This is a genomic window from Streptomyces sp. NPDC060031, from assembly GCF_042736805.1.
Taxonomy (GTDB): domain Bacteria; phylum Actinomycetota; class Actinomycetes; order Streptomycetales; family Streptomycetaceae; genus Streptomyces.
Genome location: NZ_JBHWVM010000013.1, coordinates 1 through 16310, shown reverse-complemented (window position 1 = coordinate 16310; position 16310 = coordinate 1). Strand labels below are relative to the sequence as shown.

Here is a 16310-nt window from a genome sequence, read left to right as displayed (position 1 = left end):
ACTATGGGCCTGCCTCGTGCACGGACCTGCAGCGTCAGGCCAGCGGCCCGTACGCTCCCTGGCCCCGTATGCCCCGTGTTCATGCAACACCCCTCGGGTCACGCCGGCCGTAACGACCCGCGCAGAGCGGCCAGAGGGACCTCGTAGAACCCTTACCGGGCCGTCCGCGCACGCGGTGACGGCACAGCGACCGCGCCCACCCGGAACGTCGGCCGTCCCGGCGCCGTTGGCATGCAGGGACCGATCCGGCGGCAAGGCTGGGCACGTGCTCCTAGCGGGCGGGGGCGGGCAGGATGCGCCAGGCCGGGTCGAGTGGCAGTACGTGGCCGGTGGTGGAACGGAGGTCGTCGGCGAGCGCAGCGCGTGAGCGCAGGGCCGGCAGATGGGAGGTGACGTACTGGGCATGGGCGTCCGCGCCAGACCACAGGGTGGTGACGAGGTGGCGGTGCTCGTCGAGCCGGGTGACGGTGCCTGCGAGCATGCCGCCGGCTGCTGCCATGCCCGGTGCCCATACGCTTCGCTGCACCTCGAGGAAGTGCTCTTCGCGGCTGGGCAGCAGTCGGCAGTCGGCCACGCGAAGGAGAGTGGCACTCTCCAGTGCCACGGGCAGGTCGCCGGTATCACCGGCCATCGCGAGGACGGTTTCGCCGGTGGCGGTCTCGATCGCGGTGTAGCTCTTCTGCTGGCCGCTCTCGGCGAACACCGTGTCGTGCCGCTCTCGCATGAAGCGCCCGTAGGACTCGGCGTCACTCCAGAAGGCCAGGACGTGCGCGCGGCCGGTGGCGGGGTCCCATCCGCCCACCTGTCCGATCAGGCCGGGCTGGTCGCTGATCGCTGCCCATGCACGTTGGGCGACGGTGAACCGTCCACGCGCAGCCACCGGGACACTACAGCCGATCCATTTGCCCCACATGCGTTCGCGCCTTCCCTCTGCACCACCAGCCTGCCGATCATGATCATCCCCTCTGGGGCCAGGTCGGCGTCAATCGGTCTGAGGTGGCAACGCGCTACGACCCGCGCATGATGTCGTGATCAGCTGTCGGGTAACTCACCAATGCCCAGTGGAAGTTCATCGAGCCGTACCTGCCGATCGGTAGGTACGGCCCGTACCCGGAGCGGTTGCGGGAGCAGTTCGAGGGGGACAGGCCGGGGACAGCCCGCAGTTCGTTCCCGTGCTCGCGCGGGTGAAGGTCCGCCTGCCCGTCGGCCGTCCCCGCACGACTCCCGGCGCGGTCGCCGCGGATAAGGCCTACTCGTCCCGCGGCAACCGCTCCTACCTGCGCAGACGCGGTATCAAGACAGTCATCCCGGAAAAGCGGGGCCAAGGCCGCCAACCGGAAGAAGAAGGGCGCACGAGGCGGCCGACCCGCCGGTCACGACGCCGACCTCTACAAGGAGATGAACACGGTCGAGCGCCTGATCAACAAGCTGAAGGCCTGGCGAGGCATCGTCACCCGCTGCGACAAGCGTCCGGACAGCCACCTCGCCGGCCTCCACCTCCGCGCCGCAATGATCTGGGACGACGACCTGATCAAGACCGCCGATTTCCCATTCCGGCCGACGGGCGGGTACAGGCCGTCGGGAGGTCCACGAGCCGACGTGCCTGCGCCTACAACTGGCTGCGGCCGCAGCCGCAGCCAGTTGTAGGCGAAGAACGCGATGCCCCAAATCCGGGCACAGGATGGCCCGAATCGATGGTCGCGCTGCTCCGAGGCCGCCGCAAGCCCCTCCCGCAGGGGCGCGGTCAGTGCCTCGCTCGGGGCCGACGCCCTTCATTCCACGAAGTCAGGCCGACGCCTGGAGGCGGTGACAGAGCCCGGCCGGGTGACTACGGGCCCGGCCGGGCTCTGCGTGCGTGGGGTGCCTAGAAGTCGTCGTCGCGGACGTCGCGGACGTCGCGGACGTCGCGCTCGTCGCGGTGCAGGTCTTCCTTGCGTCGCCGCTCCATCTCCTCGGGGCGCTGGCCGCCGCGGGACGGGCTGCCGGGCTCGGGGGATACCGGGTCGTCCTGGCCGGGCCGCTGCGGACGCTGCTGCTCCTCGCGGCCCTTGCCCGGCTCCTGGCGCTTGTTCTGCATACCGCCCATGACGACGACTCCTTGATACGTGGGGGTGTGGCTTGCTCACGCACCACGCTGACACGAAGGGTGACGCTTCGCATCATTTCGGCTACAGCATGAGATGGGGGGTGATCGCGCGCCCAGCGTGGATGCGTCGAAATGCGGGCCGCCACCTTGATGCGGAGGATGAACGCACCCCCATCCATCACGCGCCATCAGGAGCCGAACGTCATGCTGGAGCGCAAGCCTCGCAAGGACCGTACCGAGGTCACCTTCATTCTTCCCGCCGACAGTCCGCCCGGGCCGGTCAGCGTGGTCGGCGACTTCAACGACTGGCAGCCCGGCGTCCACACCCTCCAACCGCGCGAGGACGGCAAGCGCGCCGTCACGGTCGCACTGCCCGGCAGGAGCACCCACTCCTTCCGCTACCTGGCCGCCGGCGACTACTGGTTCAACGACGAAAGCGCCAGCGACCAGGACGGCCCCAACAGCCGCGTGCGTACCTAATGGCCCAACCTGCGTGACGTGTGAGCGCCGCAGGCGTTGAGAGCGGGACACGTACCAGCCGGCCCCGCACCCCCCGGGCCGGTATCCGTGTGACGGCTCTGCCACCCCGCCCGGCGGCAGAGCCGTCGTCCTACCCGCGCCAGGGCTCGACCTCGCGCGTGCCCGGGCCGCGGAGCGCGGGATCAGATGCGGTCGCGTCCGTAGTGGTAATGGCCGAGCTGGTCACGGTAGGCCGCGTCACCGCGGTGCTTGTCCTTGTCGTACTCGGGGGAGTTTCTGGTCTGGTCCTTGGTCAGGTTGATCCGGACCGTCTCCTCCTTCGTGCGTGTTGACGCGGACGATGGTCCCGGCGCGGATCAGGACCTCCTTGCCGAAGATCCACGGGCCTGTGTCCACGACGATGTAGGACGCGCCGAGCCGACGTCCTCGGTTGCACGTCGACCTTGGCGATGTTGCCGTCGCTCGCCGCTACCTTGAAGCCGGTCAGGCTGATGCCGGGCGTGTAGTGCGACTCGGGGTTGTAGCTCCACCTGTCAGTCAAAGCGGCTCTCTCCTTGGCTGGGTACGGCCGGCTTGCACGGCGTCCCGCCAGGTGAGCGGGCCGGTTGCGCAACTGGGCCGCCGGCGGTCGGAGATGACCCGCGTGGTCGCCAACGGGCCGCCCGGCCGACCTGCTCAGTGTCCTCCTGGCCTGCTCCGTCGTCACCGTCATGGCAGTCTTCCCCCTCATCCGTGAAGGCACGGACGGCCCTTCCTCTCCCCCGAACGCGGCCGGAGGGGAAGGGGAGGCGCGCAGATCAGATGCCGCAGGAGGGCGCCGACCAGAATCGGCTCGGTCGGTGGTCAACGTGGGTGTGGTCGTTGTGGCCCGGGTAGCCCGGCCCGAGGATGCCGCTGAATCCGTGGTTGCGCGCCTGCTGGGCGAGCTTGCACAGGGAGTGCGGTCCGGCCGCGAGGTCAGCCGAGTCTCCGTACAAGTGACGGCTGTCCGCTGCGCCGCCGACCGCGGCGTTGCACGCGCGTGAGCGGAAGCCGCTGGTGACCGTGATCGGCACGTCCCCGAGAGCGTGGCGCATGGCCTGCAGTTTCCACATGGTGCGCAAGGCGTTGGCCTTGGCCGTGGCGGCGGAGACCGCGCCGCCGGACCAGGTGGTGTTGCAGTTGTTCAGTTCCGCGAACGAGAAGTTGACGGGCGTGCAGTCGTTGTCCTGCAGGGCGTAAATCTTGCTGAAGGTGGCAGTGTCCGCGACGCCGTTGGCGGGCAGCCCGTAGGCCTGCTGGAAGCGGGTGACGGCAGCCGCGGACGCGGGGCCGTAGGCGCCGTCGATGCCGAGGGGTCCTCCGGAACCGGGGTAGCCGGCGACCCGGATCTGCAGCTGCGTGACGTCGGAGCCGGAGGCTCCCTGCGCCAGGGTGCGCGTCCAGGTGAAGCAGCCGTCGGCATGGGCTGCTCCCGCCATGGCCACGGTGCCGGCGAACAGGCTCATGGCGAACAGCACCATGGCCAGAAGTGGTCTGAAGAGGCGAGTGCCGCAGCACCGGCTTCGGCAGCTCCCGCCGACAAAGCGCATGTTCTGTCCAGCTGGACCCAGACCAGCGCCTCCAGTCACAACACCTTCATCTCGGCGCGCAACGACCAGGGCTTTTGGTCGACCTACGGCTTCAACTGGTCCACGGACTACTGCTCCTCGTCGCCCGACAATCCGCTGGGCTTCCCGTTCAACCTTTCTTGCGCCCGGCACGACTTCGGCTACCGCAACTACAAGGCTGCCGGACAGTTCAGCGCCAACAAGACCCGCATTTCACCAAGAGCCGTAGTCAGCGGGTCGGCAAAGTGAGCAGAGAGCGGCCGATGCGCCCCGCGTCGCGCCGCGCGCTCCTCACCCACTCCGACAGGGCGCGCCATGAACCGCGCCCCACGTCTGTGCCCGACTCCAGGAACAGACCGGATGAGTCAGCAGTCGCCGGTCCGGACGTGGCAGCCAGCCTTTTGGGGGTGACGGCCGGGACGCCGGGCCGCTAGAGGCGCGTGGTCGTGGACGTGCTGGGCCAGGTCATCGCCGTCACCGTCCTGACCGCGAGCACCCTCGACAACGCCGCCTCGGGCGTCGCCCTGCTGGACCATGTCGTGGAGAGCGCCGGCGGAAAACGGGCGGCACACCCCACCTCCGTGACCCGCTGCGTCATCGACGGATCCTGCCCGTCATCCCCCGCAAATCAGCTGCCGCGCATGGCGCGAAACCCGATTTTGGTGTGACCCGGTCTTGGAGCGGTCAGCGGGCGAGGGAGACGGCGAAGGGCTTGAAGCCGTGTCGGCGCAGGATGTGGGGCACGACCAGGATCATGGCTTCGGTGGCGCGGGCTGTGGTGATGTCGCCGAGGTCCTCGATCCATGCGGGCTGCCAGCCCAGGTCGCCGAGCAGGCCCGTGACGGTCGTCTTCGCGTGTTCGTCGTTGCCCGAGACATAGACGGTCGGTGGGGTGGTCAGAGTTTCGGGGGCGGTCATGACCATGAACAGCATGGTGTTGAGGGTCTTGACCACATGGGTGTCGGGGAGGGCGGCCTGGAGTTGCTCGGCGAGGCTGCTGCCGGGATAGCACAGGTCGCCGGGCAGGCCGTCACCGGCGTCGCGGGTGGCGTTGGAGACGTCGATGAGGATCTTGCCGGCGAGTTGGGTGCGCAGGTCGGTGAGGCGGTCCAGGGCGCTGTCGCCGGGCGTCGCGTTGATCACGATGTCCGCGGTGCGGGCGGTGGTGCGCTGGTCGGCGAAGGAGACGCGGGGGCCTGCGGCTTCGGCGGCCGCTGCCGCTGCCGTGTCTTCCGTCGGGTTCCGGCGGCCGAGGATGACGTGGTGTCCGGTGGCGGCGAGCTTGCCGGCGAGGTTGACGCCGACGCGGCCGGCACCCAGGATGCCGATGCTGGTCATGAGGTTGTGGTCCTTGCTGTGTCGGGTGGGACGAGCGGAAAGCGCGGGCCGTTTCGCGGTCAGGCGATCGGCGAGAGGACCTTGAGGGCGGCGGCGTGGATGCCGGGGGCGGCGGCCAGGAAGTCGCGGCTGCCCGTGCTCCAGGGTTCGCCCGCCAGGTCGGTGACGGCGCCTCCCGCCTCGGAGACCAGCAGGGCACCGGCGACCAGGCCGGAGCGGACATCGGAGAACTGCCAGAACGCGTCCATGCGTCCGGCGGCGACGTGGATGAGCTGCATCGTGGCGGGAACGGACACGCGCACGACCAGGCCGTTGACGAGCATGGCGGTGACGGAGTCACCGATCCGCCGGAAGGTGCGCTCGTCCTCGCCGGGTTTGGCCTGACCGGTGCCGATGAGCGCGGCGCCCATATCGGTCTTGGCGGACACCTTCAGCGGTCGGTCGTTGAGGCGGGCACCGCCGCCGGCGACGGCGGTGTAGGTGTGGTCTGTCAGCGGCAGGTGGACGACGGTGAGGACCGGCTGGTTGTCGCGGACCAGGGTGGCGGTCACGGCCCAGTCCTCCATGCCGTGGACGTGGTTGATGTTGCCCTCGGCGGGATCGACGACCCACCACTCCCCGGGCGGGAGCGCGCCGCCGGCCAGCTCGTCCTCGGCCCACTGGGATCCTCGCCGGGCCCGCAGCAGCGGTTCCCGCAGCACGTCCAGCACCGCGCCGTCGTTGGCGTGGATCTCGTCGACGACCTCGTCCAGACTCACGCCTCGGGCGTGCGAGGTGTAGCGGTCGCGCAGCGTGAGGCCGGCGGTCTTCACCGCGGCGGTCACATCTGACATGAGCGTCGTATCGGCGGCGAAAGGCATGGCTGTGCTCATGGCGGGCTTCCCTGGGGTTCGGTCGATGCGGGGCGGCTTGTCCCGCGCCCACACTTCGAACGTAGGCCCCCGGGCGATTAACAACAAGTGCATGCTGCTCACTCATAGAGTTACTCTCATGCAACTGGATCTGAACCTGCTCACAGCCCTGGACGCTCTACTGGAAGAAGGCAGTGTCGCCGGTGCCGCAGCCCGCCTCCACGTCACCGCACCGGCGATGAGCCGCTCCCTGGGCCGCATCCGCAAGGCCACCAACGACCAGATCCTGGTCCGCACCGGCCGCAGCATGGTCCCCACCACTCGCGCGCTGGCCATGCGCGCCCAAGTCCACGCCCTCGTGCAGCAGGCCCACCACCTTCTGTCCGCGCAGCAGGAACTCGACCTGGCGGCTCTGGAGCGGGTATTCACCGTGCGCTGGCACGACGCCCTGACCGCCGCTTGCGGCACGACCCTGATCACCGCCGTCCACCGCCAGGCCCCCGGCGTCCAGCTGCGCCTGCCCGCCGAACCCGGCACGGACACCCCCGAGCTGCGCCGAGGTGAGGTCGACCTCGAATCAAGCTCCAGCGCTCCGACGCTCCCCGACATCCGCCACCGCCTCGTCGGCAGGGACCGGTTGGTCGTCGCCGTCCGCCCCGGCCACCCGCTCACCGAAGGCCCGCTGAGCCTCGAGCGCTACGCGGCCGCCGAACACCTCACCGTCTCGCGGCGCGGACGCCTGCGCGACCAGATCGATGACGCCCTGACCGCGTGCGGCAATGAACGCCGTGTCATCGCCGCCGGGCCCACCGCCGCCTTCGCTCTGCAACTCGCGCTCGGCACCGACCTGGTCGTCACTCTTCCGGACGCGGTCACCCGCGCGGCCCGGGACCAGCTCGGTCTGGTCACGCTCCCGCTGCCCCTCCAGTTGCCCGACGTCCCCCTGTACCTGCTGTGGCACCAGCGCTACGACGACGACCGCGCCCACACCTGGCTGCGCGAGACGGCCGCCGAAACCGTCCAGGCACTGTTCACGCCACCGACCGCCTCTCAACAGCCGCTCACCAACCGGACCGGGAGGTAACGGGTATGCCCGGCCCGTGGCTGAATACGGACCTAGCGTGCGAGCGCGCGGAGCAGGCGTACGTACGGAGTCCAGCGGGCCGGGCGAGCCACCGTGCCCGTGCAGGCGAGCTCGGCGCAGTCCAGGCTGTCCTCCAGGCAGGCGTCGTGCATCGGGCGATAGGCCACGGGCCAGGTCAGGCGTGCCAGGCCGCTGGTCTTCATCGCGAGGGTGTGCCGCAGCACGGTGCGTCCTTCGTCGACGGGTAGCACCGCGAACTCGTGGAAGCCGTGGAATCCGCGCGGCCCGCTGAAGGTGAAGCGGACCCAGGTCCCGGGCACGTATGCGGTGACCGTGTAGCGGACCGGGCCGTGGCCGCCACTCGCTCCGACCGCCAGTGGACGGTCGAACTCGACAGCGGGCCAGTTCGAGTGCGGCCAGAGCCGGTCCGCCGCGCCGCCGGCCAGGCTGTCGATGAGCGCGCCCACCTCGCTCCCCTTGGCGTCCAGCAGGCGCTCGTGCACGTTGTAGACGCCCATGCGTCCTCCCCTTGAGATTATTAGAGACCAGTCTCTAATAATCTGGAGGGTACTCTCTGATTCATGGCGAGACCACCCCGCTTCGACACCGACCAAATCCTCGACGCCGCCGTCCGACTGGCCGCCTCCGCCGGGCCGGCAGGCGTGACCATGTCCGCCGTCGCCCAGGCCATCGGTGCACCGAGCGGGTCCATGTACCACCGCTATCCCGGCCGTACGGCGCTGCTCGCCGAGGTGTGGCTGCGTACCGTAGAGCGCTTCCAGGAGGGGTACTTCGCCGCGTTGGGCAGCACCCCCGACCCCCGCCCGGCCGCCCGCGCAGCCGCCCGGCACGTCGTCTCCTGGAGCCGCGCCCACCCGCGGGAAGCCTCGCTCCTCCTCTACGGCGCCGAGGAGTTCGGCCGCGCCGAGTGGTCCGAGCAACACAAGGAGCGCGCGGACCTGGGCAACCAGCGTGTGTTCGGCTCCCTCCGCGCTCTCGCCGAAGCCCTCGGCGCGACGGGCCCCCAGGACCACGAGCGCATCACCCTGGCCCTGATCGACCTGCCGCTGTCCGTGGTCCGCCGCCATCTGCGCGCCGGGCAGCCGCTACCGCCGCACGCGGAGGACCTCACCGAAGAATGCGCGGCGGCACTGCTGGCTGCCACCCAGACCGTGGCCGCGGGGACCGGGAAGGCTTCGCCGCACCACAAGCCACACCACACCTCCACCTGAATCAGCCACCCGGCCTCACCACCCACGCCCACACCCAACCCAACCCACCCCAAACGGCGGCAAGATCAGCTCACCCGGGCACGGGATCGGCAGCACATTCCATGGACGGCATCGTGCCAGCAGCAGCCCGCGCCGACCTTCAACTCACACCGGCTCTGCCGACGATGACGCATCCGCTCTCTCCCGGCCCAGCCCAGGGGCTCGCCGCGGGCCCGCCGGTCTACGCGCGCGGCTCACCGCCCGATGGGCCGGGCCATGACAGCAGCACGACGCTGGGCGCAGAAGGCCCCGCATTTCACGGCCCGGCGAGAGCGAGGCCGGTGACTGCCAGCGACCAGCAGAATCGTTCACGCCAACGCCGGGATATCACGTCCAAGTGGGTAGGAGCAGGACGTGAACGAGCGAGAGAAGGAGCAGCCCGAGGCCGAGGACCTGCTGGCGGGCCTGAGCGTGGACGACCACCGGCCGGAACAGCCGGTATTGCTGGACGCGGCCGGCGCCCCCATCCGGACCTGGCAGGAGAACTATCCGTACGACCGAAAAATGCGGCGGAACGAGTACGAGCGGACCAAGCGGATCCTGCAGATCGAGCTGCTGAAGCTCCAGCACTGGGTGAAGGAGACGGGATCGCGGCTGGTGGTGGTCTGCGAAGGCCGGGACGCTGCCGGCAAGGGTGGCACGATCCAGCGGTTCACCGAGCGGCTCAACCCCCGCGGGGCCCGGATCGTCGCCCTGGACAAGCCCACCGAGCGGGAGGCCGGACAGTGGTATTTCCAGCGTTACGTCGCCCACCTGCCCACCGCCGGTGAGATCGTCTTCTTCGACCGTTCCTGGTACAACCGCGCCGGCGTCGAGCGGGTCATGGGTTTCTGCTCCCAGGACGCCTACGAGCTGTTCCTGCGGCAGTGCCCCGCCTTCGAGGACATGCTGGTGGCGGACGGGATCCTGCTCGTGAAGTTCTGGTTCTCCGTCTCGCGCGCCGAGCAGCGCACCCGCTTCGCGATCCGCCAGGTCGACCCGGTGCGCCAGTGGAAGCTGTCCCCCACCGACCTCGCCTCCCTGGACCTGTGGGACGCGTACACCACCGCCAAGGTCGACATGTTCCGGGCCACCGACACCGAGCACGCACCCTGGACCGTCGTCAAAAGCAACGACAAGCGGCGGGCTCGGCTGGAGGCAATCCGCAGCCTCTTGGACCGCATCGACTACGACCGCAAGGACACCGAAGCCGTCGGGCGGCCCGACCAGCTGATCGTGGGCGCCGCCGACACCCTCCTGGAAGCCGGAGAGGAATCCACCGCCCTCTCCCCCACGCCACTCGCGGGCCCTCCCCTCGGCCCCGGCCGTCATCCACAGCACCCGCAACCGAGCGAACCCGCATGACCCAGGCGGTTCAGCCCGGATCTTCGACCGCCTCGAGTCCGGCCTTCCGCGGGGGGCTGCCCAGCTCTGTCGGGGCGGACGTCCAGGAGGCCAGGAAGCGCAGCGTTTGGCGGGAAGCGGTCCCGGGTGCGGCGGTCATGACCATGACAGCCTGGTCGGGTCGTGGGGGCAGGTGAGGATCTGCCGGTCCAGGGTGAGGTCACCTGCGACGGGGTGGAGGTAGCGCTTGGTTCCGAAGGTCTTGGTATCCCGGGTCAGGCGAGCCCCGACCCGGGATACCAAGGAGCAACAGGCCATCACGGCGGGCTCCTGAGGGGGTCAACAGCGGCGCGACGGGCGGGCGTCCGCATCGGACAGCTCGGTGCGTCGTAGAGGCTGCGCGGCTGCCGCCTGGGCCTGGCTTGCCGTCAGGAGCGGAATCTGGGCTGTGGTGCTGGCGGCTTTCTCCTACCGCGACCTCCCACTCGATGATCCCGTCGGCATGCAGCTCGACCTGCAAATTCTGCAAGATATCGGCCCACATTCCGTCGATCTGCCACCTTCGGAACACCGCATACGCCGTCTCCCACGGTCCGTACCTTTCAGGCAGGTCCCGCTACGGCGAGCCGGTCCGCGCCCGCCACCAGATCCCGTCGAAGACAGATCGCCACGAGACATTCGCAGATCGTTCCACGATCTTGATCAACGACTATGTCCGGGCGACGACCGCGCGCCACAGCAGTCAGCAGATCTTGCCCGGTCCAGCCGCCGTGGCACGCAGCAGATCCCGGAGGAGCGCGAAATCGATCTTCTCCGGCCTACGGAAGCGCAGGCATCCCTTGCCCATGTCATGGCCTGCCAGCCGCTCCGCGAAGGCTTCGCGGACATCGCTGCGCAGCAGATAGAAGGAGATGTATCGCTTCTGGCTCGCAAAGCCGATCTCCCCGACGCCGTCTCGCTCATAGGCGGGCATCCCGTACGCCATCACTTCGGTGAATCCCTGCAGCTCTGCACGGCACAGCTCACGCAGCCGGGTCAGAGCCTCTTTGCGTTCATCAGGCACCTCGGCGAGGTAGCCGTCCACATCTTCTGCCTGGCTTTGCATCATGATCTGAGCGTAGACGAAACGAGACATTGATCAACATCTCAAACACGCCTTAGTACCAGCTCGTGCAGAAGGTGAACCCACCATCCGCATCACCACAGACCCGCGTCTTGTGAGGGAACCCGTCGTAGTACAGCGTGTTACCAGTTGTCACGGCGTCATACCCTTCGGCATACAGGCGGAATCCCTTCCAGGTCACCCCGCCGTCGGTGGAATCGTCGATCCACACGCGCGCCCACCCGCCACTGGAATTCTTGATCAGTCCGGAGACGTAGTCATGACCGTCCGGGCACCGGTACATCTGCATCAGGACCACATTGTTGTGCCCGTCACCATTTCCCGTACCTTCTCCGTAGTGGCACTGACCAGCACTGTAGGCCGACGCCGAGACGGGGAAAGCCGCCATCCCCGCCATTAAGGCGATCAGTACCGTACCGACTCGGGCGATCTTGCGAGGCACGGAAATGCGTGAGAATAGAGCCTTCATGGTTGCCCCCTCGAATTTCTTACCCGTTCACGCTATGGGGTCGTCCGATGGAAGGGAAGCGAAGTCGCTGCAGTGGCCGAATTCACCACGCCTCACGGCCAGTTCTTTCACGAAACAAGATCGACCTGGCGTCTGGAGGGCCGCTCGGATCCGGTCCGGCCGGTTGCAGACCCCCGCGGAGCAGCACGAGCACTCCAGCCGTACTTCGGCATTTGGGCTGGCCAGCGGCCTGATGGCGGGAGTTTGGCCGGGGCGTCACAGGCGGCGAGAAGCGTCCGCTAGGCAGCACCTGCGGTGCGGGGCGCCGTCTCGGCTGCCCACCGATCGACGGATGTCTCGCCCTTGGGGACGATCACCGCTCCGAATGGCGAGCGGCGACCTCGGTCGGGGCAGGCGATCGTCAGGGAAAGGGGCCCTCGCCCGCCCCTAGCCCCGCGGCCCTCGGGTCGCTTCGGCGCGGCGGAAAGCCTCGTCGCAGATCCGGCCCGAGCGGGTGGCCACCAGCGAGAGGTTGTTGACGAGGCCGCCGTTGGTGACCTCCAGGCGCCAGGAGCCGCTGGTCAGCGCCACCGCCGGAACGGGCTCGCCGTGGCGGGCCGTGACCTGCCAGCCGCGTTCCTCCAGGGCGGTCTCAAGGGCCGCCAGCCGGCCCTCGTCGGCTGGGCCGTCGCCCGTCCAGTCCGCGATGCAGTCGGCGAGCTCCCCCTCCTCGGCGACGGACGCGGCGCCCGGGGTGAGCCTGGCGGCGGTGGCAGCGGCGGCGAGTTCCGCCGCGACCGTACCGCGCAAGGGGCCTCCCCCGGCGCGGGCCGGGGCCTTCCCGCCGCCGGGCTCCCGGACCCAGCCGTCCCCGCCGTCCTCCTCGGCCGAAGCCAGGACCACCCCGCCGACGACGAGGGCGCCCGCGAGCGCCGCGACCCCTGCGGCAGCCGCCCACACGACTCCGCCCCTGCTCCTGCTCACGTTCATCCCCCGCACCCGTGTGGCCTGCCGCCGGAGCGTCGTACCCGGTGGCAGGCCACAGCCTAGAGGGTGCCGGTGACCGTGCCGGGGTGGGTCAGGGCTCATTCAGGTTCAGCGGGGCCCAGTTGAGGACGCTGCGGTTTCCGGTCCGGTATTCGTGCGGGTCGACTTCCATCAGCGCCTCGACGGTGTGGGGGCTGGTGCGGTTCAGCAGCAGGGTGGGCTTGCAGACATCGGTCATCACCATGGCGGGGTGGTCGATGTGCAGCCACTTGGACATGCGCCGTGAGAGGTCCGGTTCGGGGGTGACGACCGTGGTGAACAGCATGGGGATGTCGATCCTGATGTCCCGGACCGACCACATCAGCTGATCCGCCCACGAATCCGGCTCGTTCTCGGGGTCGTCGTACGGATCATCGACCGGCTCGTCCCAGTCGGTGGCGGGTGGAGGTACCGGGTGGAGGCGTTCGTAGCGTTCGATGACCACGAACGCGGGCATCTGCCCGTTGATCAGACGCTTCGCCCTCGCGTTCACGTCGGCGGCGGTGGGGGCGGGCGTCTCGTCGACGGACAGCCAGCCGGGAATCGTCTCGGGCGGGTAGCCGGTGTACAGAACGGTGGGCACGCCGGCCTTGGCGGCGTGGACCGCGATGTCCCGACCGATCTTCGCTTCCCGGCTGCCCCGCTGCGCGATGATGCCGGCCTTGTGGCGATGGTTCAGCTCGGCAAGTTCGGTCAGCTCTGGCCACGGCGTTGGAATCAACTCACGGGTCTCCATTGTCCGCCTCAACGGTTCCGGCAGCCCCGCGCACTTCTCTGAGGCCTGGTCACCTTCACTCGACAACGCGCCACTCCCCTCTGTTCGGACCTTCAGTGTCGCGCCACATGCCGACAGCCGGTGTGGGTTCAGGGGAAGCGGGCAGGTGGCCCGCCTGGACGGCGTGGGGCGCCGACCCGGAAGCGGCTGCCCGCGTCGAGGAGCGACAGGAAGGTCCGGCCTCTCGGCACTGGAGGTTGGAGTGGGCGGCCCGGGGCCGGATACCTCGACCCGCCTCGAAGGGGGTCCGGTGCCCGACAGGCTCGCCGGGTGGATGACGGGCCGGCCCGAGCTGGGCAGCGCACGCAAAGCGCGCACTGAACAGCAGGCCCGGGTCACGGTTGCCCGTCAGTGAAGCCTCCAGTACCGTACTGCCCGCCCCGCAGCATTGGTCTAGACAAGAGGTGATCCGTGGACTCGGCTCATGAACGCCCCATCCGCTGGGGCATCCTGGCCACCGGGAGCATCGCCGCGGCGTTCACCGAGGATCTTCACCAAACCCCGGGCGCGGTGGTCGCGGCCGTCGCCTCCCGCGACGCAGGGACGGCACGCGCGTTCGCCGCCCGGCACGCGATCCCTCGAGCTCACGGATCGTGGCGGGGCCTGGCCGACGATCCAGACGTGGACGTGGTGTACGTTGCCACGCCGCACGGCCACCACCACCCGGCCGTCGAGATGCTGCTGGACGCCAGGCGGCCCGTGCTCTGCGAGAAGCCCCTCACCGTGAACGGCGCGCAGGCGCGGGAACTGATCACCCTCGCCCGCGAGCGCGGTACGTTCCTGATGGAGGCCATGTGGATGCTCCTCAACCCCGCCCTGCGCAAGGCAGCCGACCTCCTCGCCGAAGGTGCGATCGGCGAGGTCCGCTCCCTCCACGCCGAACTCGGCTGGCGTGCCGAGGTCGACCCGCGGCATCGGCTCCGCGACGTTGCCGCGGGCGGCGGCGCCCTGCTCGACGCCGGCGCCTACCCTGTCGCGCTGGCGCACTTCCTGCTCGGCAGCCCGGACCGCATCCACGCGCAGGCTCAGCTGACGCCGGAAGGCGTGGACGAGCACACGAGCATCCTGCTCGGCCACCCCGGCGGGGCCACCGCATCGCTGACCTGTTCCTTCGCCGCCACCTTGAGCCAGGCCGCCGTCGTCTACGGCACACGCGGACGCATCGAGATTCCGGCGAACCTGTTCAACCCGCACGGGATTGTCCTCCATCGCGAGGGAGTCGAACCGATGCACTTTGCCGCCCCGGCCGTCATCGGCCACGGCTACGGCCCGGAGGCCGCCGAGGTGATGCGCTGCCTGCGGGCCGGGGAGACCGAGTCGCCACTGGTGCCCCTGGACGGCACACTCGCGGTTCTCCGTACGCTGGATGCCGTTAGGCAACGGATCGGCCTGCGATACCCGCACGACGATCACGACTGATCCGCGACTCCCTGCGTGGCCGCCCGATCAGTCGCCGGCCAGTGCGGCGGTGATCAATGACAGGTGGGTGAACAGCCCCGGCTCCTCTGTCATGCAAAGGCGCCCCTGCCCTCTGAACCTTGCGGCTTCAATGGTCGTCGCGGTCGGCGTCGCTCCCGGCTTCGGGGGCCGGGACGGCCGTCGATCGTTGGAGGTGAGCAGGTTCCCTGCTGCGTCACGGCGACCGCCCCGACGTTCCCCGGATACCCCCGAGCGTCCGCTTTCACCCGGCTCCCCGGCCATCCGCCTGGACACGACGACATGACGGTGGCCCGCCACCTTGGTAAAAGGGGGCGGGCCACCGCCACGCAGACTCAGAACCGGGCCGGTCTCGTGCGGCTACCAGCGATACCAGCGGCCACTGCCGCCCTTGGGACGGGCGACGAAACCGATCAGCCACAGGACCAGAACCGCGATCGCGACCCACCAAAGGATCTTCACCGCGAAACCGGCACCGAAGAGGATCAGAGCGAGCAGAAGAACAAGAAGCAGGGGAACCATAGTTATCAACCTCCGAAGCGCCTTCTGCCCGACCATCCGTCGCCCATGCATGCGAATTTTATGGGTTTCTTAACCGCGTAGGCGGGCAACAGTGAGCACCGCGTTCACCGGTCGGCACACGTCCCGATCGACGCCCGGGAAGCGCACGCCACGGCAGGAACCATGCCCCCATCCCTGGATCCGCTCCGCCTGACAGCCCGTGCGGGCGCGGCCTGACGGTCGGTGGGGAAGTCGGTCCCCGATACGGGGTTTGGGGGTGGCGATCGGGAGCAGGAGTGTGGTCACGACCAATACCCTCACCGGACAGCAGGACACCTGAACATGGGCATAGCTGGTCAGGGGCGGTCCGACGGTGCCGTAGAGTGGGGTTCACCGACGCGGGGTGGAGCAGTTCGGTAGCTCGCTGGGCTCATAATCCAGAGGTCGCAGGTTCAAATCCTGTCCCCGCTACCACCCAGAAGGGCCCGGATCCTCAACGATCCGGGCCCTTCTGCCATTGCCGTGCCCCGGCGATTCAGGCCAGGCGCCGCAGCGAACCACAACATCCGGGCCCTGTGAGCACCATCAACACCCAAGGCCGGCCCGCGCCAGCTCAGGCGCCGCGTTCTGGCAGTAACACCCGGCGTCGAAGTCACGCCCTGGGGCTACGGCAGTCGCCCCGCTTCCTCCGGGCACCCAGTGCCCTCCGGGCGGCCCGGCCCCGTGGCCCCGGTGGCGAGACACCCGCGAGTTACCGAACGGCTGACAGCCGTGCACTGGCCTTCAGTGGGAACAGCCATGGCCGTGACAGCCGGCAGCCCACCTCAGGGGCCTCTTAGAGGGCGTTTGAAGTAGGCGTATTGCCGCTTATGCCCTAGTAAGTTCCTCGCCAGGTTGGTGTGGTCTCGTCCGTTATGCGCTTGGTGAGGTTGTCGATGGAGGCGACGTGGATCATGGCTTCGGAGCTGGTGGTGAGGG

At 69.1% G+C, this 16310-nt stretch carries 18 protein-coding genes, 1 tRNA gene and 3 pseudogenes; 10 read left to right on the top strand and 12 right to left on the bottom strand.

Going from position 1 to position 16310, the window contains the following annotated elements; all coding sequences use genetic code 11:
• Positions 1 to 271 precede the first annotated feature (271 nt).
• On the bottom strand, positions 272 to 913 hold the full coding sequence (locus ACFWB8_RS08180; protein ID WP_385223671.1) for a DUF4937 domain-containing protein: 642 nt from the start codon (positions 911 to 913) through the stop codon (positions 272 to 274).
• A gap of 259 nt (positions 914 to 1172) precedes the next feature.
• On the opposite strand from ACFWB8_RS08180, the pseudogene ACFWB8_RS08175 reads away from it, so the two are divergent.
• Together ACFWB8_RS08175 and ACFWB8_RS08170 are read left to right on the top strand one after the other, a co-directional pair.
• Positions 1173 to 1331 (top strand): annotated as a pseudogene (locus ACFWB8_RS08175) (IS5/IS1182 family transposase); the annotation flags it as partial.
• A gap of 67 nt (positions 1332 to 1398) precedes the next feature.
• Complete coding sequence (locus ACFWB8_RS08170; RefSeq protein ID WP_385223772.1) at positions 1399 to 1647, top strand: hypothetical protein; 249 nt, start codon at positions 1399 to 1401, stop codon at positions 1645 to 1647.
• Between the two features lie 217 nt (positions 1648 to 1864).
• Here ACFWB8_RS08170 and ACFWB8_RS08165 read toward each other — a convergent pair whose 3' ends face one another.
• On the bottom strand, positions 1865 to 2086 hold the full coding sequence (locus ACFWB8_RS08165) for a hypothetical protein (protein WP_385223670.1): 222 nt from the start codon (positions 2084 to 2086) through the stop codon (positions 1865 to 1867).
• A gap of 204 nt (positions 2087 to 2290) precedes the next feature.
• Between ACFWB8_RS08165 and ACFWB8_RS08160 the strand changes: the two genes are divergently transcribed.
• Positions 2291 to 2566, top strand: a complete 276-nt coding sequence (locus tag ACFWB8_RS08160; RefSeq protein ID WP_385223765.1) for an isoamylase early set domain-containing protein — start codon at positions 2291 to 2293, stop codon at positions 2564 to 2566.
• 797 nt (positions 2567 to 3363) lie between these two features.
• Here the strand turns inward: ACFWB8_RS08160 and ACFWB8_RS08155 are convergent.
• Positions 3364 to 4053 carry a D-Ala-D-Ala carboxypeptidase family metallohydrolase gene (locus tag ACFWB8_RS08155; RefSeq protein WP_385223669.1) on the bottom strand — a complete coding sequence of 230 codons (690 nt, stop codon included), beginning with the start codon at positions 4051 to 4053 and terminating at the stop codon, positions 3364 to 3366.
• A 45-nt stretch (positions 4054 to 4098) separates the two neighbouring features.
• Here ACFWB8_RS08155 and ACFWB8_RS08150 point away from each other — a divergent pair.
• Both ACFWB8_RS08150 and ACFWB8_RS08145 read left to right on the top strand, forming a co-directional pair.
• Positions 4099 to 4368 (top strand): annotated as a pseudogene (locus ACFWB8_RS08150) (phospholipase A2); the annotation flags it as partial.
• 233 nt (positions 4369 to 4601) lie between these two features.
• Positions 4602 to 4823: a hypothetical protein gene (locus ACFWB8_RS08145; protein WP_385223668.1), complete on the top strand. Its 222-nt coding sequence runs from the start codon at positions 4602 to 4604 to the stop codon at positions 4821 to 4823.
• Positions 4824 to 4839: 16 nt separating this feature from the next.
• Here the strand turns inward: ACFWB8_RS08145 and ACFWB8_RS08140 are convergent, their stop codons facing one another.
• Both ACFWB8_RS08140 and ACFWB8_RS08135 read right to left on the bottom strand, forming a co-directional pair.
• Positions 4840 to 5493 (bottom strand): NADPH-dependent F420 reductase, encoded by a 654-nt coding sequence (locus tag ACFWB8_RS08140; protein WP_385223667.1) that lies wholly within the window; start codon positions 5491 to 5493, stop codon positions 4840 to 4842.
• Between the two features lie 59 nt (positions 5494 to 5552).
• The gene (locus tag ACFWB8_RS08135) at positions 5553 to 6365 is read right to left on the bottom strand and encodes an inositol monophosphatase family protein (protein WP_385223666.1); all 813 of its coding nucleotides are present in this window, start codon (positions 6363 to 6365) and stop codon (positions 5553 to 5555) included.
• Between the two features lie 118 nt (positions 6366 to 6483).
• Between ACFWB8_RS08135 and ACFWB8_RS08130 the strand changes: the two genes are divergently transcribed.
• The gene (locus tag ACFWB8_RS08130) at positions 6484 to 7428 is read left to right on the top strand and encodes a LysR family transcriptional regulator (protein WP_385223665.1); all 945 of its coding nucleotides are present in this window, start codon (positions 6484 to 6486) and stop codon (positions 7426 to 7428) included.
• Positions 7429 to 7460: 32 nt separating this feature from the next.
• Here ACFWB8_RS08130 and ACFWB8_RS08125 read toward each other — a convergent pair whose 3' ends face one another.
• Positions 7461 to 7946, bottom strand: coding sequence for an SRPBCC family protein (locus ACFWB8_RS08125; RefSeq protein WP_385223664.1), 486 nt, complete (start codon positions 7944 to 7946; stop codon positions 7461 to 7463).
• A gap of 63 nt (positions 7947 to 8009) precedes the next feature.
• Between ACFWB8_RS08125 and ACFWB8_RS08120 the strand changes: the two genes are divergently transcribed.
• Complete coding sequence (locus ACFWB8_RS08120; RefSeq protein WP_385223663.1) at positions 8010 to 8660, top strand: TetR/AcrR family transcriptional regulator; 651 nt, start codon at positions 8010 to 8012, stop codon at positions 8658 to 8660.
• Positions 8661 to 9053: 393 nt separating this feature from the next.
• Complete coding sequence (gene ppk2 / locus ACFWB8_RS08115; protein ID WP_385223662.1) at positions 9054 to 10043, top strand: polyphosphate kinase 2; 990 nt, start codon at positions 9054 to 9056, stop codon at positions 10041 to 10043.
• A 721-nt stretch (positions 10044 to 10764) separates the two neighbouring features.
• Here the strand turns inward: ppk2 and ACFWB8_RS08110 are convergent.
• From ACFWB8_RS08110 to ACFWB8_RS08095, 4 genes are all read right to left on the bottom strand, one after another.
• Positions 10765 to 11130, bottom strand: a complete 366-nt coding sequence (locus tag ACFWB8_RS08110) for an iron chaperone (RefSeq protein WP_385223661.1) — start codon at positions 11128 to 11130, stop codon at positions 10765 to 10767.
• Between the two features lie 49 nt (positions 11131 to 11179).
• Positions 11180 to 11614, bottom strand: a complete 435-nt coding sequence (locus ACFWB8_RS08105; protein WP_385223660.1) for a hypothetical protein — start codon at positions 11612 to 11614, stop codon at positions 11180 to 11182.
• A gap of 426 nt (positions 11615 to 12040) precedes the next feature.
• Positions 12041 to 12577 carry a hypothetical protein gene (locus ACFWB8_RS08100; RefSeq protein ID WP_385223659.1) on the bottom strand — a complete coding sequence of 179 codons (537 nt, stop codon included), beginning with the start codon at positions 12575 to 12577 and terminating at the stop codon, positions 12041 to 12043.
• 94 nt (positions 12578 to 12671) lie between these two features.
• The gene (locus tag ACFWB8_RS08095) at positions 12672 to 13355 is read right to left on the bottom strand and encodes a hypothetical protein (protein ID WP_385223658.1); all 684 of its coding nucleotides are present in this window, start codon (positions 13353 to 13355) and stop codon (positions 12672 to 12674) included.
• Between the two features lie 450 nt (positions 13356 to 13805).
• Here ACFWB8_RS08095 and ACFWB8_RS08090 point away from each other — a divergent pair, with 450 nt between their 5' ends.
• Positions 13806 to 14813: a Gfo/Idh/MocA family protein gene (locus ACFWB8_RS08090; RefSeq protein ID WP_385223657.1), complete on the top strand. Its 1008-nt coding sequence runs from the start codon at positions 13806 to 13808 to the stop codon at positions 14811 to 14813.
• 378 nt (positions 14814 to 15191) lie between these two features.
• On the opposite strand, the gene ACFWB8_RS08085 is transcribed toward ACFWB8_RS08090, so the two are convergent.
• Positions 15192 to 15353 (bottom strand): hypothetical protein, encoded by a 162-nt coding sequence (locus ACFWB8_RS08085; protein ID WP_037792689.1) that lies wholly within the window; start codon positions 15351 to 15353, stop codon positions 15192 to 15194.
• 376 nt (positions 15354 to 15729) lie between these two features.
• Here ACFWB8_RS08085 and ACFWB8_RS08080 point away from each other — a divergent pair.
• A tRNA-Met gene (locus tag ACFWB8_RS08080) sits at positions 15730 to 15806 on the top strand.
• A gap of 400 nt (positions 15807 to 16206) precedes the next feature.
• On the opposite strand, the pseudogene ACFWB8_RS08075 reads toward ACFWB8_RS08080, so the two are convergent.
• Positions 16207 to 16310, bottom strand: a pseudogene (locus ACFWB8_RS08075) (IS5/IS1182 family transposase); the annotation flags it as partial.